This window comes from Vibrio sp. R10-SF1-ISO8 (assembly GCF_059833805.1).
Genome location: NZ_JCBDHL010000021.1, coordinates 95,300 through 111,964 on the forward strand (window position 1 = coordinate 95,300; position 16,665 = coordinate 111,964).

Genomic DNA, 16,665 nt, shown 5'->3' on the forward strand with positions numbered 1-16,665 from the left:
GAATTATTGGACTTGAACGCGCAGTTCTGCGGCACTGCGGCTTTGATGGCCTAGCAGGGTGTTTAAGTCTGCTGCTTGAGGTTTCACTAAGTAGAACTTTGGAATCCATTCATCAAAGTTCGCTAAGATATTTTCTGCGTGAGCAGATCCTGTCTCTTCTAAGTGTTCTGCAATTAAGCCACGTAAATGTTCCTGATGAATATAGAGTTCAGAAAGGGCAACTGCTTCTACCGATTCTTGGTTCACGCGACCTTGGAAGTCGTCGTTTTCATCCAAGACGTAGGCAAAGCCGCCTGTCATGCCAGCACCAAAGTTCACACCAGTCGCACCCAGAATGGCAACAATACCGCCTGTCATGTATTCGCAAGCATTATCGCCAGCGCCTTCAATCACAGAGATGGTGCCAGAATTACGCACTCCAAAGCGTTCGCCTGCAGTACCTGCCGCAAATAGCTTGCCGCCTGTTGCGCCATACAAACAGGTGTTGCCTATGATGGTCGCCTCATTACATCTAAAGGCGGTACCTTGGTGCGGCTTGATAACAATCTTACCGCCAGCCATGCCTTTACCGACATAGTCATTGGCATCACCTGTCAGGTAGAGTTCAACACCGCCCGCATTCCAGACGCCAAATGACTGACCAGCAGTACCATCCAGATGGAGTTTAATCGGTGTTGCAGCCATACCTTGGTTACCGTAGCGTTTGGCTATTTCACCAGAAAGACGAGCGCCAATTGAACGGTCAGTGTTAATGACGTTATAGAAGAGGTCAGCACCTTGCTTAGCCTCTACAGCCGCTAAGGTATCTTCAACGATCTTTTGATTGAGTTCTGCCTTGTCAAATGGAGCGTTTGGTTCGGTCCAATAAAGCGGATGGTTTTGTGGTGACACTGGTGCTTCAAGAATACTAGATAGATCGAGCTTGCTCTGTTTGGCTGTCATACCTTCTACTGCTTCCAGTAGATCGGTACGACCAATGAGATCTGTTAGCTTTTCAACACCAAGTTCAGCTAACAGCTCGCGCACTTCATCAGCAAGACCGACAAAGTAGTTCATCACCATCTCAGGTAGGCCTTTGAAGTATTCTTTACGTAAGGTGTCATCTTGCGTAGCAACACCTGTCGCACAGTTGTTTAGGTGACAAATACGTAGGAACTTACAACCCATCGCGACCATTGGGGCGGTACCAAAACCGAAGCTTTCTGCACCAAGAATTGCCGCTTTGACCACGTCTAAGCCAGTTTTCAAGCCACCATCAACTTGGAGGCGAATCTTGTGGCGAAGACCATTGGCAACTAGAGCCTGCTGAGTTTCGGCAAGGCCGAGTTCCCAAGGGCTACCTGCATATTTTACTGAGGTGAGTGGGCTTGCTGCCGTACCGCCGTCATAACCAGAAATGGTAATCAGATCGGCGTAAGCCTTGGCAACCCCTGTTGCGATAGTGCCGACACCAGGTTCAGAAACCAACTTCACCGATACCAGAGCATTCGGATTGACCTGCTTAAGGTCGAAAATAAGCTGAGCCAAATCCTCAATCGAATAGATATCGTGATGAGGAGGAGGGGAGATAAGGGTTACCCCTTGCACTGAATAGCGCAGTTTAGCGATTTCAGCCGTGACCTTATGCCCCGGTAACTGACCGCCTTCACCAGGCTTCGCCCCTTGTGCAACCTTGATTTGCAAGACATCAGCATTAGTTAAGTAGTGCGGTGTTACACCAAAACGTCCTGAGGCAATCTGCTTGATACGAGAGTTACGTTCAGTACCAAAACGGCGTGGATCTTCACCACCCTCACCGGAGTTTGAGTAGCCACCCAGTCGGTTCATGGCGGCTGCCAGAGCTTCATGAGCCTCAGGGCTTAAAGCGCCGATAGACATCGCTGCGGAATCAAATCGTTTGAACAGTTCAGTGCTTGGTTCGATTTGTTCCAGTGGTAGCGGTGAGTCTGATTTCTTCAGTTGCATTAAGTCACGTAGCATAGCGACAGGGCGATCATTGACCTGTTTGGCAAAACTCTTATAGTCGGAAGAGTCGCCGGACTTAACTGCGGTTTGCAATGTTCCTACAACATCGGGGTTGTAGGCGTGGTATTCACCACCGTGGACATATTTGAGCAGTCCACCATGTTCGATAGGTTTGCGTTTCGCCCAAGCTTTGCGAGAAAGGTTGTATAGGTCTTGCTCAAAGTCTTCAAAGTTTGCACCTTGAATACGCGTTGTAACACCATTAAAGCACAGCTCGACAACTTCCTGACTTAGGCCGACAGCTTCAAATAATTGCGAACAACGGTATGAAGCGACCGTTGAAATGCCCATCTTAGACATAATCTTGTACAGGCCTTTGTTGATGCCGTACTGGTAGTTCTGCATCACTTCGCGATAGCTCTTATCGATCGCACCATCATCAATCACTTTGCCTAAGGCTTCATAGGCCAGGTACGGGTAGACCGCGGTTGCGCCAAAGCCAAGTAGAACCGCAAATTGATGCGGATCACGCACCGTTCCTGTTTCAGCAATGATGTTAGCGTCACAGCGCAAGTTAGCTTCTATTAGGCGGCTTTGCACTGCGCCTACTGCCATCGCAGCTGGGATAGGTAACATGCCTTTGCGTAATGCTCGGTCAGAAAGAACCACGAGCACAGAGCCATCTTTTACCACCTGCTCGGCTTGTTCACAAAGATCTAAGATGGCTTTTTCGAGATCTTTCTCTTGAGGATCGTAGTTAATATCCAGTACTGAGTTGCCATAGTGTTGATCGTTTAGCTCGAGCAACTGCTTCATATCTGAGTAAAGCAGAACAGGTGAATCAAAGGTGACTCGATGGGCGTGACCATCGGTTTCACAGAAGACATTCATCTCCTGACCAATACTGGTTGCAAGCGACATAACGTGTTTTTCACGCAATGGATCGATCGGTGGGTTGGTTACTTGAGCGAATTTCTGACGGAAATAGTCAGTGACAAGGCGTTCTTTGGAAGAGAGCACTGCCATTGGCGTGTCATCACCCATTGAGCCAACGGCTTCTTGTCCCATATCACCCAGAACACGAAGGACCTGATCGACTTCCTCGTTGCTCATCGCAAACTGTTTTTGGTAGGTCTTAAGTAGGTCATCGTCAAAGCTACGTTCACCTACTTGATCTTCGGCTAACTGCGAGAATGGTGTAAGTTTATGAACATTGCTATCCATCCACTCTTTATATGGATGGCGACCTTTAAGATCATTATCAATTTCGCTTGATTGCCATAGCTTGCCTTGGCGAGTATCCACCACTAGCAGTTCACCGGGGCCTACACGGCCTTTTTCCGCGACTTCATCCGGTGCGTAATCCCAAATACCGACTTCTGATGCGAGAGTGATCAGCTTGTCTTTAGTGATCACATAACGAGCAGGGCGCAGGCCATTTCTATCTAAGTTACATGCCGCATATCGACCATCGGAAAGTACGATACCAGCCGGGCCGTCCCACGGTTCCATATGTTTCGAGTTGAAGTCGTAGAAGGCGCGTAAATCAGGGTCCATATCTGGGTGGTTTTGCCACGCAGGTGGAACAAGCATTCGCATAGCGCGGAAGATATCCATGCCCCCGGCTAAGAACAGATCGAGCATGTTATCTAAGCTTGATGAATCTGATCCCGTTTCATTGACGAAAGGTGCGGCCGTTTGCAGGTCGGGTAGGAGCGGCGAAGCAAATTTATAAGCACGCGCTCGCGCCCACTGCCTATTGCCTTGAATCGTATTGATTTCACCATTATGGGCGAGATACCTGAATGGCTGTGCTAGTGGCCAACGCGGTTGAGTGTTAGTCGAAAAACGCTGGTGGAACAAGCAGATAGCTGCTTCCATGCGTAGGTCGGCGAGGTCTAAGTAGAACCTAGGTAAGTCTGCTGGCATACACAGACCTTTGTACACCATGACTTGAGTCGACAAGCTACAAATATAAAACTCGTTATCGTCAACGATCTGTTTTTCAATTCGGCGGCGAGCGATATACAGGCGTCGTTCAATGTCGCGCTCACGCCATCCGGCAGGTGCTGAGATAAAAACTTGCTGAATATTGGGCAGTGAATCAGCCGCAATTGGGCCTAACACTGCCGAGTTGGTCGGCACTTCTCGCCAACCTGAGACGGTCAATGTCTCTTTTGCAAGCTCTTGATTAATAATGTCTTTAGCTTGTTGCGCTTTTAGAGGGTCTTGATTGAAAAAAATCATACCTACGGCATATTGTTTGCCGAGGTTGAAACCATTTTCTTCAGCGATAAGACGAAGATATGAGTCGGGCTTTTGTAATAAAAGACCACAGCCATCACCCGTTTTACCGTCTGCGGCGATACCACCACGGTGGGTCATGCGGTCAAGTGCTGAAATTGCGGTGCGTACCAGTTTATGGCTTGGCTCACCTTCCATATGTGCAATCAAGCCAAATCCACAGTTGTCTTTTTCAAGACGAGGATCATATAAAGCCATTGCAATTCTCCCTTTGCTTCTCTGTCATCCCGACAGAACTACCAACATCAAAAGGGTTGGTATGTATGACTAACTATGCGTTCTAATTGTTATATATCGGATAGATATGCAGTAAATATTCTTAAAATATTTAACAAAATTGGACGAATTCATTTTCATCGACTTCACAACGTATAGGTTATTGTAAAAAAGGTCAAGTTCTTGGTGGAATATCACGTCAATATGCGATTTACCACTGAATGCGCTGTAATAACCTATATAATTCAGAAGCTTAAGGTTTTTGTTGTTACAATTTTGCAACAAAGGGTGTTTTGGGAAAATAAAAAAGACCAGCACAATGTACTGGTCAATCGGAAAAGTTTGGAAGGAATGATTGTTTATGCTTAACCACCTAGAATCTACTAAATGAGTTTCTTAGGTGGCTAATCATTATGCTGAGAGCATCAGTGAGTCTGCTTTTGCTTCAAGATTCGAATTGCCCATTAGGTAATCATCAATCGCAATTGCACATTCACGTCCCTCATTGATACAACGTACCACTAGAGACTGGCCAGTACGCATATCACCGGCTGCAAAGACACCTTTTTGGTTGGTTGCAAAGCCTTCAGTTGCGACGTTACCGCGCTCATCAAGTTTGATATCAAGTTGAGCAAGTACACCTGTTGGTTCTGGATGTAAGAAGCCCATGGCTAGGAAGGCCATATCACATGGGATAACACGCTCCGAGTTTGCTACTTCTTCAAAAGTAGGGCGCTCGCCTGGCGCTGCATCTTTCCATACGATATCAGCGATGCGTAAACCTGTTACCTGACCTTGATCGTTACCGATGAACTCTTTAGTCAGAATGTTCCAGTGACGATCACAACCTTCTTCGTGAGAAGTGGTTGTTTTCATGATCATTGGGTATTGAGGCCAAGGCATGTTCGCTGGGCGTTTTTCTGGTGGGATCGGCATGATCTCAACCTGAGTAACGCTCGCTGCTTTATGGCGATTAGAGGTACCAACACAGTCAGAACCGGTATCACCACCACCGATAACCACAACATGTTTGTCTTTGGCATGAATTTCTTCACCTTTAAGATCCATGTCGTTGGCACGGCGGTTGTTTTGGCCTAGGAATTCCATTGCGAAATGAACGCCTTTCAGCTCACGCCCAGGAACTGGGAGATCGCGTGGAACCGTTGAACCACCTGTTAGTAGCACGACATCATATTCTTGGCGCAATTGCTGAGCATTTACGTCAACACCGATGTGTTGGTTTACTTTGAATTCAACGCCCGCTTCAGCCATTAGATTGATCTTACGATCAATCACATCCATGCCCAATTTGAAATCAGGAATACCGAAGCGTAGTAGACCACCGACTTTCTCGTCACGCTCAAATACTGTCACTGAGTGACCCGCACTATTGAGCTGCTCAGCAGCCGCAAGACCAGCTGGCCCAGAACCGATGATTGCAATAGTTTTACCTGTACGAGAACGAGGCGTTTTAGGTTTTGCGTACCCTTCACGGTACGCAGTTTCGACAATGGTTTTCTCGATGTTACAGATAGTGATTGGATCTTGGTTGATACCCAGTACACATGCACTTTCACACGGAGAAGGGCACACACGACCTGTAAACTCAGGGAAGTTATTGGTAGAACTTAGAATATTCCACGCTTCTTCCCAGCTATCACGATAAACGGCATCGTTAAATTCTGGAATGATGTTGCCAATCGGACACCCGCTGTGACAGAAAGGAACACCACAGTCCATACAACGAGAAGCCTGAGTATTGATCTTGTCGCCAAACTCTTCGTTTAAAACGAACTCTTTGTTGTCTTCAATACGAACCGATGGGTCGAGCTTCTTTGGAAGCTCGCGACCATGTTCTAAAAATCCAGTAGGCTTACCCATTATACTGCCTCCGCCTGTTCCGTTTGTGCTTGCTCTGCTTCTGCTTTACGTTTTTGAAGTACCGCTTTATAGTCACGCGGCATGACCTTAACCATAGAGGCTAGGCTTGCTTCAAAGTTGTCTAGGAAAGACTGAGCAACTTCACTTCCTGTGAACTCAACATGCTTAGTAAGCATCTCTTTCAATAATGCGCGATCTTCATCTTCGATTGGATCGAGGTCGACAAGTTCTGGGTTGAGCTTAGTTTCAAAGTCTTCAGACTTGTCCCAAACGTAAGCGACACCGCCACTCATACCTGCTGCAAAGTTACGACCTGTTGAGCCAAGGATAACGGCGACACCACCAGTCATGTATTCACAGCCGTGGTCACCGACACCTTCAACAACAACTTTTGCACCCGAGTTACGAACACAGAAACGTTCACCCGCCATGCCGCGAATGTAAGACTCGCCTGATGTCGCACCGTAGAAACAAACGTTACCTACTACGATGTTGTCTTCAGCGACGATGGTTGACTTCGCGTCAGGGTAAAGCACAAGCGTACCGCCAGATAAACCTTTACCCCAGTAGTCGTTGGCATCACCTTCCACTTCGAACTTCACGCCCTTAGCTAGGAAGGCTCCAAATGACTGACCTGCAGAACCTGTGAACTTGACGTTCATCGGTTGTGGTAGACCTGTGTCTTTGTAAACCTTAGAGATTTCGTTCGACAGCATGGTGCCAGCAGAACGATCTGTGTTGATGATAGGGAACTCAGCGTTAACTGCTTCGCCTTTTTCAAGGGCTGGGATAGCCGCTTGAATCAACTTACGGTCTAGAACTTCTTCTAGGTTGTGGTTTTGCTCTGTTTGGTTGTAGATGCCATCGCCTTCACGTGCTTGCTCAATGTGAAGCACAGGTGATAGGTCTAGGTTCTTGTATTTCCAATGTTTGATGTCTTCGCGAACTTTCAGTTTGTGCGACTGACCAACCATCTCATCGATAGTGCGGTAGCCAAGTTCAGCCATAACTTCACGTAGACCTTCAGCCATGTACTGGAAGAATGTCACTACGTCTTCTACGCGGCCATCAAAGCGCTCACGTAGAGTCTTGTTCTGGGTTGCGATACCAACAGGACAGGTGTTCTTGTGACACTTACGCATCATGATACAACCTTCAACAACCAATGCTGCTGTTGCCACGCCCCACTCTTCAGCACCTAGTAGTGTTGCGACTGCAAGGTCACGAGGTGTTTTCATCTGACCATCAGACTGAACCACGATACGGTTACGTAGACCGTTCTTGATTAGAGTTTGGTGCGTTTCTGCTAGACCAAGCTCCCAAGGCAGACCTGTGTGACGGATAGACGACATTGGTGATGCACCTGTACCACCATCGAAACCTGCGATAAGGACAACGTCAGCTTTCGCTTTCGCTACACCTGATGCGATGGTACCAACGCCAGCTTCAGATACTAGTTTCACGTTGACGCGACCAGCACGGTTGGCGTTCTTCAAGTCGTAGATTAGCTGTGCCAAATCTTCGATTGAGTAGATATCGTGGTGTGGTGGTGGCGAGATTAGACCTACGCCAGGAGTTGAGTGACGTGTTGCACCGATCCAGTCATCAACCTTATCACCTGGTAGCTGACCACCTTCACCTGGCTTCGCGCCTTGAGCCATTTTGATCTGTAGCTCATCTGCGTTTGTTAGGTAGTAAGATGTTACACCGAAGCGGCCTGAAGCAACCTGTTTGATTGCAGAGCGTTCCCAATCACCGTTCTCTTTGCGCTCGAAACGTGTTGGGTCTTCACCACCTTCACCTGAGTTTGATTTCGCGCCAATGCGGTTCATCGCAACAGCTAGCGTTGAGTGTGCTTCGTACGAGATAGAGCCGAATGACATCGCACCTGTTGCGAAACGCTTAAGGATGTTTTCGATTGGCTCGACTTCTTCTAGCGGGATTGAACCTGCTGGGTTTTTAACAAAGTCTAGCTGGCTACGCAGTGTTGCTGCGTTATCACCTTGGTCGTCTACCGCTTTCGCGTATTTCTTGAACTGAGAGTAGTCTTTGTTACGCGTTGATTCTTGTAGCAGTGAGATAGTCTCAGGGTTAAACAGGTGTTTTTCACCACGCTGTTTCCACTGATAAACACCACCCACATCAAGCACTTGTACTGGGATTTCACGTGTAGGGAAACCGATGCGGTGACGCACTAGTACTTCTTTTGCGATATCGTCAATCGTTAGACCTTGGATACGCGAAACTGTACCTGTGAAGTACTTATCGACAACAGACTTGCTGATACCTAGTGCTTCGAAAATCTGTGCACCGTGGTAAGACTGCAGCGTCGAGATACCCATCTTCGAGAAAATCTTCAGCAGACCGCCGTTGATTGACTTACGGTAGTTCTCAAAGAGGTCGCGAATATTGGTTTCAGGATCAAGCTTCTTAGTGCGCTGCAGCTCAACCATAGTTTCGATAACTAGGTATGGGTTAATTGCGTTCGCACCGTAGCCGATGAGTGTTGCGAAGTGGTGCGTTTCACGTGCATCTCCTGTCTCAACTACGATGTCACATTTGGCACGTAGACCTTTACGGATCAGGTGGTGGTGAACCGCGCCAACCGCCAGCATAGCTGGAATTGCGGCGTGGTTAGAGTTAACCGCACGGTCTGTAAGAAGGATTATTGAGTAACCATCGATGACGGCATCTTCTGCATACTGACAGATACGTTTAAGTGCGCGCTCTAGCTTGCCTTCGTCTTCGCTTGCTTGGAATACGATGTCTAGCGTCTTCGCTTGCAGGTGCTCATTATCGATTGCACGTAATTTCTCAAGTTCAGAGTTAGAGAGAACTGGAGACTCAAGCTCTACTTTTTGACAGTGCTCTGGTGACTCAGCAAGCAGGTTCTGATCTTTACCTAGGTAAGTGTTCAGAGACATAACCATACGCTCACGAATCGGGTCGATTGGCGGGTTAGTTACCTGAGCAAATAGCTGTTTAAAGTAGTTTGATAGATGTTGTGACTGGTGCGAAAGAACTGCTAGTGGCCAGTCGGCACCCATTGCAGAAAGTGGTTCTTTGCCATCTTTCGCCATCGGTACGATGATTTCGTTAACTTCTTCAGAACTTACGCCAAATGCTTGTTGCTTGTGCAGTAGCTTCTCTGGCGATGGTTGGTTGAATTCGTTGCTTGCATCGGGCAGCTTCTTCAAGCTCAGTAGGTTTTCTTCAACCCACTTTTCGTAAGGCTGTGCCGACGCAATACCATCTTTCACTTCTTCATCAGAAATGATGCGACCTTGTTCTAGGTCAGCAACGAAGATACGACCTGGCTGAAGACGACCACGGAACTCAACGTTTTCTGGCTCAATTTCAACCACGCCAGACTCTGAAGCCATTACTAGGAAGTCATCTTTAGTCACCGTGTAGCGAGATGGGCGCAGACCGTTACGGTCAAGGGTTGCACCGACTTGTACACCATCGGTGAAACAGACTGAAGCTGGGCCATCCCAAGGTTCCATCACATTGGCGTGGTATTGGTAGAACGCGCGACGTGTTGGATCCATGTTTTTGTTTTCTTGCCATGCTTCAGGGATCATCATCATCAGCGCATGTGGCAGGCTGCGACCAGATAGAACTAGGAGCTCAAGTGCCATATCGAAGTTAGATGAATCCGAGCTACCTTCCTGACAGATAGGTAGTAGCATGTCGATCTCGGCCTGAGTGAACAGGTCAGATTCAATGATTGCTTCACGAGCTTTCATCCAGTTCAGGTTACCGCGAACTGTGTTGATTTCACCGTTGTGAGCAATGTAACGGAAAGGCTGTGCTAGACGCCATTTCGGGAATGTATTGGTAGAGAAACGAGAGTGAACCAGTGCCAGCGCACTGACCATCGTTGGGTTCTGTAGATCTAGGAAGTACTGAGGGACTTGTTCCGTAGTTAGCTGACCCTTGTACACTACTGTCTTGTAAGACATAGAGTTGATGTAGAAATCATCACCAATGTTAGAAACGCTTTCTAGACATACGCGAACTGTGTAGTTTCGCAGTACGTAAAGCTTACGTTCTAGTTCTTCAGGCGTGATTCCTGGGCCGCCTGAGACAAACACATGTTCAAATTGAGGCTCAGTGCTTAGAGGATCTGCGCCGATCATTGAGTTGTCAGTAGGTAGAACACGGTAGCCAATAACGTCTAGCTCAAGGCGCTTTGCATTACGTTCTAAAATATCGCGACATTGCGCGCGTTTGTGTTCATCTTTAGGGAAAAGTACAACACCGACACCGTATTTCTCAAAAGAGGGCAGCTTGATACCAAGCTTTACCGCTTCTTCTAACAGAAATTCATGGGGCTTTTGCAATAAGATACCTGCACCGTCACCACTACATGGGTCACAACCTTGACCACCGCGGTGTTCCATACGGGCTAGCATATCAAGTGCCTGAGTAACTACTTCGTGTGATTTACGGTTTTTAAGGTGAGCAACAAAACCGATACCACAAGCGTCATGCTCCAGTTCGGGAGTATATAGACCTTGGGCATTTTGCTCTCTATCTACCATAGATACATCCTTCCAGTTCAGTAGGCGCAAATGTGCTAGTCGAAACTAGTTCTACGTCCTGTCCTTTATAGTTTTGATTCGAAGTCAGCCTAGGTTGGCGACTTTGATTCCTTTCCGTATCTCGCAGAAAAATATTGCGAGAAAAACAATCCTTGGTGGAATCCCGTTTTTTAGTATCACAATCTAGTGATTTATATAGGTGGGAGTGGGATAACACCGACGTTTCACCGAGTTTTTATGTAAGTAAAATCACAAAAAACAGCGAAATCTGTAAGTATCCTACAATTTAGTAAGGATGAAATGCAATCAAAACTCGATGCTGTTGCCCACTTTTTTTGGGTTATAAATGAATATTATGTTTAACTTTTGCGTAACAATCTGTCTGAGGCACGTTATTTTTGCATGTTTATTGATATTGGTTAATGCTTAGCCTGTTTGAAATCGCTACCTTTCCCCCTCCATTTTTTTTCAGATTTGTAATTTAATTACATTGATCTTAATGAGATTCATTTCGATCTAGTAAGGGGTAGTCATGCAGCTTCATGAGTTGGTTAATACCATCGGACAAGACCTTCAGCGTCGTTACGGTGAAAAAGTCCATAAGCTAACGTTACATGGTGGATTTAGCTGCCCAAATAGAGACGGGACGATTGGTCGTGGCGGTTGTACTTTTTGCAATGTTGCTTCTTTTGCTGACGAAGAGGCGCAGATCAAAAGCATTCATGAACAACTGACCGATAGAGCGGGAGAAATTGTTCGAGCCAAGCGTTATCTCGCCTACTTCCAAGCCTACACCAGTACCTACGCTGAAGTTCAGGTGCTTAAGAACATGTATGAAGAAGCACTTAAAGCGGCTGATATCGTCGGACTTTGTGTAGGGACTCGACCTGACTGTGTGCCAGATGCCGTCTTAGATTTGCTATCAAGTTACGTAGAGCAAGGTTATGAAATCTGGCTTGAGCTCGGGCTGCAAACTGCCAACAGCCAGACCTTAAAACGTATTAATCGTGGTCATGACTTTGAGTGTTATGCGGAGATTACTGAGCGCGCTCGTGCACTGGGGATCAAGGTCTGTACTCATCTTATTGTAGGACTGCCGAAAGAAGGCCGTGAAGAAAATATCGAAACGTTGAACAAGGTGCTTGAAGTGGGGACTGATGGAATTAAGCTCCATGGGCTACACATCGTTGAAGGTAGCACCATGGCAAAAGCTTGGAAAGCGGGTAAATTGGAGGCACCGTCACTCGAAGAGTATGTCTCTATCGCGAGTAAAATGATCCGCATGACTCCCCCAGAGGTGGTTTATCATCGAGTATCTTCGGCAGCACGAAGGCCGACGTTACTAGCGCCACTTTGGTGTGAGAACCGTTGGCTTGCAATGACAGAAATTGGCCGTGCACTTAATCGTGATGGCGCACAAGGTTCGTTAATAGATCAGTCATTTACATATACAAAACCAATATTAAAGGCTGATTATTAAGCAATAAGCTGATATCTTTTATACACTTACACAAAAGCGTAGCAAAGATAGGTATGAGAAGCTGAATGGAGCAAGTATTAGTTTGGTTATGGGATACTTCCCATGGGCATGGATTTGATCTTGTTATCATTCTGCTCTCTATTATTGCGGTCGTGCTTTTTTATACCCGCACTCAAACGCATATACTCCAGCTTTTAAAAGCCAACCCTACCGCGTTAATTATTGTCGACAGTAAAACTGGTGAACTTAAGTTAGCCAACATAGCGGCAAATCAAGTTTTGGGTGTACGTAAAGTCGGTAAGAGCTATATGTTGCCAGAAATGGTGACTCCACAATTTGTCCTCTCGATTTTTTCTTCTACTCCGGACAATGCTTTCAAAGAACAGAAGCTTAGTTGGCCGATTTCACAAAGTCGCGTGATTAAGTTAAAAGTCAGCGGTCAAAAAAACACTTACCGCCAACGAACAGTGTGGCTGCTTTACTTTACTCCTTATCAAGTGACTGACCTTGAATTGAAACGAGAAGTTGATTCCCTTTCAATGATCAAAAGTGCGTTTGATAATCTGTCTGAACTGGTGTTTATAAAAAACAATCAGGGTGAAATTATTTCAAGTAATCGAGCCTTTCAACGTTTCTGGAACAACAGAGAAGAGGAAGGCGCAGCCGATATTCAAAGCGTGATTAAGGGCAGGGCGAGTAAACGCCGCTGGACAACAAACCCTGATGGAAGAAGCTGCCTGTTAGAAAGCTACCAAAGGGTGTTGATCTCTTCAGACGGTGAAAAGGTTGGTACTTTGGGGATTAGCCATGATGTTACCGATTGGCACGACATGCAGCAAAATCTACGCGATGAAATGGAGAAGCGTAAAGACACTGAAGTGGCGTTGGCGCAAAGAGATACCATATTGCAGAACATACTAGAATCGAGCCCAGACTCAATCGGTATTTTTAATGAAAACATGGTTTACCAAGCGTGTAACCCACCTTTTGTTAAGGCATTAGGCATCTCTGATGTCGATGAATTAATTGGAAAACGTCTGCAAGATGTTATTCCTGATGAGACTTATGCTCGATTATCTGAATCGGACAAGAAAGTACTCTATGAAGGCAAATCCCTGCGTTATATCGATCGCGTAATCAGTAGCAATGGGGAGTGTATTTGGTATGACGTTGTCAAGTCGCCCTTTAGAGATCCCGCATCTGGAACCAATGGTGTTCTGGTAATGGCGCGTGATGTCTCTGAACGATATCTTGCAGAGCAGAAACTTGAAGAAGCAAACCAAGAGCTAGAAAGGCTTAGCTTTATTGATGGACTGACTCAGATCTCCAATCGACGCCGATTTGATGAGCAATTGGAAACTCTTTGGTATTTGCATGTCCGGGAACAGCAGCCTTTAACCGTTATGCTGTGTGATATAGATTACTTTAAAGGTTACAACGACCAATATGGACATCAGCGAGGCGATGATGCTTTGATTAAAGTCGCGGAAGTATTCCGCAACGTGTTAACCCGTTCTAGTGATTGTGTTGCGCGTTATGGCGGTGAAGAATTTGGTTTTATACTCCCCAACACAACAATTGAAGGTGCTTTGATTATTGCGGACAAAATCCATGAGGAAGTGCAAAATCTAGCGCTTGAACATGAATCTTCAACCGTCTCTGACTTAGTTACTGTCAGCATTGGTTTGGTGTCCATCATTCCACAACGTTTGGATCACAGTGATTCTATTGTTGCTTTAGCTGACAGTGCTTTGTACCAAGCGAAAGCGGATGGTCGCAATCAAACCTGTGTGCATCACACATCAGAGAATTAAGCTTTTCTTATCTAAGGATTCTTTTAGCTGTCGTTTATGAAAACAGGTAATATTTAGGGGCTGTTGATCCTACTTATATGTTTTCGTGCGGAGCTCTCAATGAAGCCGATTAAAAATCTTGCCCAATACTATGTCGATCTGCTGGTTAAGTTGGGCATCCTCCGTTTCTCTATTCTTCTTGCTCTGGCCCTAGTTGCTCTGGCCGTTGTGGTTCAGGTTGGTATAACCCTTGTTTTAAGCGGCCACGTAGATGATATTGATATTGTTCGTTCTGTTTTCTTCGGTCTACTAATTACTCCTTGGGCGGTCTATTTCTTATCTGTAGTGGTTGATCAGTTGGAAGAGTCGCGCCAGCGGCTTTCTAAGTTGGTGTCTAAGCTGAAAGATATGCGCTCACGTGACCAAGAGCTCAACAATAAGCTGCAGCAAAACATCACTAAGCTCAATCAGGAAATTGAAGAAAGGATCAAGGCGGAAGAAGCTCGCGAAGAGGCGATGAAAGATCTTGAGAATGAGGTCTATCAGCGTGAAAAAACTCAAGTCGAGCTTGCAGAAAGAACCGCACTTCTACGCTCATTCATCGATGCTTCACCAGACCTTATCTATTACCGCAACGCGGACGGTGTGTTTTCTGGGTGTAACCGCGCAATGGAAGAGTTAACCGGTAAGAAAGAGAGTCAGCTGGTGGGCTTAACACCTTGGGATGTTTACAGCAAAGAGGTCGCGCAGCAAATTGTCGATACAGACCAAAAAGTATTCTCCGACAACCAAGCTCTGACGTATGAACAGTGGCTTGAATATCCAGATGGTCGCCGCAACTACTTCGAGCTGCGTAAGGTGCCGTTTTACAGCAAAGATGGCCGACATTTAGGGCTGGTTGGTTTTGGTCGCGATATTACCGAGCGTAAGCGTCATGAGGAATCGCTCGAAAAAGCGAGTCGTGATAAAACCACCTTTATTTCTACAATCAGCCACGAACTAAGAACGCCACTCAACGGTATTGTAGGTTTAAGCCGTATGCTGCTGGATACTCAGTTGACTGCAGAGCAGCGCAATCATATGCAGACGATTAATGTCAGTGCGATTACTCTGGGTAATATCTTCAATGACATTATCGATATGGATAAATTCGACCGCCGTAAGCTAGAGCTTTTCCCAGCAGCGCTGAACTTCGAAGAGTTTGTTGCCGAAATGGAGAGTATTTCCGCACTTATGGCGTCGCAAAAAGGGCTGAGATTTGATCTTGAGCGCTTAAGCGAACTGCCGACCGCGATTGAAGTTGATGCGACCCGCTTGCGTCAGGTTCTGTGGAATTTGATCAGCAATGCGATGAAGTTCACTAAGGAAGGTGGTGTGGTGATGACGGTCAGCTCTGAAGTTGATGAAGAGTACGCACATATCACAATGGAAATCGAGGACAGTGGAATTGGTATCCCAGATGCTGAACTGGATAAGATTTTCGCGATGTATTATCAGGTGAAATCAGGTAAAGATAATCTTCATGCAGTAGGAACGGGTATTGGCTTAGCGGTTTCGAAACAGCTGATCAATATGATGGATGGCGACATTACCGTTTCAAGTGAAGAAGGTTTTGGCAGTACCTTCACTGTTACCATTCGAGTCCCATTGGCAGAAAGCGAACAACCTACAGCGGAGGTCGTCAATCAGTCGCAAGAGCTGAAAATCTTTATGGTTGAAGATATTGAACTCAATATTACTGTTGCTCGATCATTACTTGAGAGTATGGGGCATGAAGTTTCCGTTGCGATGAATGGCGCGGAAGCGATGGAGATGTTCGACCCTGAAATTTATGACCTAGTGTTCCTTGATATTCAGCTACCAGACATGACAGGTTTCGATATTGCCGAGTACTTCAGACGTACTTATTCTGATTTACCGCCATTGGTTGCTCTGACAGCTAACGTGTTGAAAAATAAACGAGAGTATCTTGATAAAGGAATGGACGATGCCATCAGTAAGCCACTTTCAGTGACTGCGGTTCAAGATGTGTTAGCCAAGTTTACTCAGCATGAAGTGGCTGATACCGCCACCGATGTTGTCATAGAAGAGCCGGTTGTCGAAGGAGGGGAGATATACTCACGTATACTCGACCTTGATATGCTTGAGTCTTATGTCAGCATTGTGGGTTCTCAGCCAGTACTCGATAGTATTACTATGTTTGAAGAGATGATGCCTGACTACCTGCAAGTTCTCGACTCAAATATGATCGCTAAGCATCAAGAAGGTATTGTGTCTGAAGCGCACAAGATTAAAGGAGCGGCAGGTTCTATTGGATTAAAGCACATTCAGAGCGTCGCCCAGAAAGCTCAATCGCCAGATTTACCCGCCTGGTGGGAAAATATTGATGATTGGGTTGAAGAAATGAAGAATGAATATAAAAATGATATTCAAATACTTAAAGAATGGTTAGGACAGCAGTCGTAACGTCAAAGGTGAA

At 46.1% G+C, this 16,665-nt stretch carries 6 protein-coding genes; 3 read left to right on the forward strand and 3 right to left on the reverse strand.

Annotated elements, in window-relative coordinates; genetic code table 11:
- Positions 1–3 precede the first annotated feature (3 nt).
- The 3 genes from gltB (AC6R00_RS18475) to gltB (AC6R00_RS18485) form a co-directional block, all read right to left on the reverse strand.
- The gene (gene gltB, locus AC6R00_RS18475; RefSeq protein WP_500641501.1) at positions 4–4,467 is read right to left on the reverse strand and encodes a glutamate synthase large subunit; all 4,464 of its coding nucleotides are present in this window, start codon (positions 4,465–4,467) and stop codon (positions 4–6) included.
- 429 nt (positions 4,468–4,896) lie between these two features.
- Complete coding sequence (locus AC6R00_RS18480; protein ID WP_486795311.1) at positions 4,897–6,366, reverse strand: glutamate synthase subunit beta; 1,470 nt, start codon at positions 6,364–6,366, stop codon at positions 4,897–4,899.
- On the reverse strand, positions 6,366–10,913 hold the full coding sequence (gene gltB / locus AC6R00_RS18485; protein WP_500641502.1) for a glutamate synthase large subunit: 4,548 nt from the start codon (positions 10,911–10,913) through the stop codon (positions 6,366–6,368). The genes AC6R00_RS18480 and gltB (AC6R00_RS18485) overlap by 1 nt, the downstream gene beginning before the upstream one ends.
- Before the next feature lie 532 nt (positions 10,914–11,445).
- Here gltB (AC6R00_RS18485) and mnmL point away from each other — a divergent pair.
- From mnmL to arcB, 3 genes are all read left to right on the forward strand, one after another.
- Positions 11,446–12,393: a tRNA modification radical SAM protein MnmL/YtqA gene (gene mnmL, locus AC6R00_RS18490; RefSeq protein ID WP_500641503.1), complete on the forward strand. Its 948-nt coding sequence runs from the start codon at positions 11,446–11,448 to the stop codon at positions 12,391–12,393.
- Between the two features lie 65 nt (positions 12,394–12,458).
- Positions 12,459–14,207 carry a sensor domain-containing diguanylate cyclase gene (locus AC6R00_RS18495; RefSeq protein ID WP_500641504.1) on the forward strand — a complete coding sequence of 583 codons (1,749 nt, stop codon included), beginning with the start codon at positions 12,459–12,461 and terminating at the stop codon, positions 14,205–14,207.
- 99 nt (positions 14,208–14,306) lie between these two features.
- On the forward strand, positions 14,307–16,652 hold the full coding sequence (arcB, locus tag AC6R00_RS18500; RefSeq protein ID WP_500641505.1) for an aerobic respiration two-component sensor histidine kinase ArcB: 2,346 nt from the start codon (positions 14,307–14,309) through the stop codon (positions 16,650–16,652).
- Positions 16,653–16,665 lie beyond the last annotated feature (13 nt).

What these genes read in the sequence shown, in the direction of transcription:
- gltB (WP_500641502.1), bottom strand. Translation starts at nt 10,913, where the DNA reads ATGGTAGATAGAGAGCAAAATGCCCAAGGTCTATATACTCCCGAACTG.
- AC6R00_RS18495 (WP_500641504.1), top strand. Translation starts at nt 12,459, where the DNA reads ATGGAGCAAGTATTAGTTTGGTTATGGGATACTTCCCATGGGCATGGA.
- mnmL (WP_500641503.1), top strand. Translation starts at nt 11,446, where the DNA reads ATGCAGCTTCATGAGTTGGTTAATACCATCGGACAAGACCTTCAGCGT.
- arcB (WP_500641505.1), top strand. Translation starts at nt 14,307, where the DNA reads ATGAAGCCGATTAAAAATCTTGCCCAATACTATGTCGATCTGCTGGTT.
- gltB (WP_500641501.1), bottom strand. Translation starts at nt 4,467, where the DNA reads ATGGCTTTATATGATCCTCGTCTTGAAAAAGACAACTGTGGATTTGGC.
- AC6R00_RS18480 (WP_486795311.1), bottom strand. Translation starts at nt 6,366, where the DNA reads ATGGGTAAGCCTACTGGATTTTTAGAACATGGTCGCGAGCTTCCAAAG.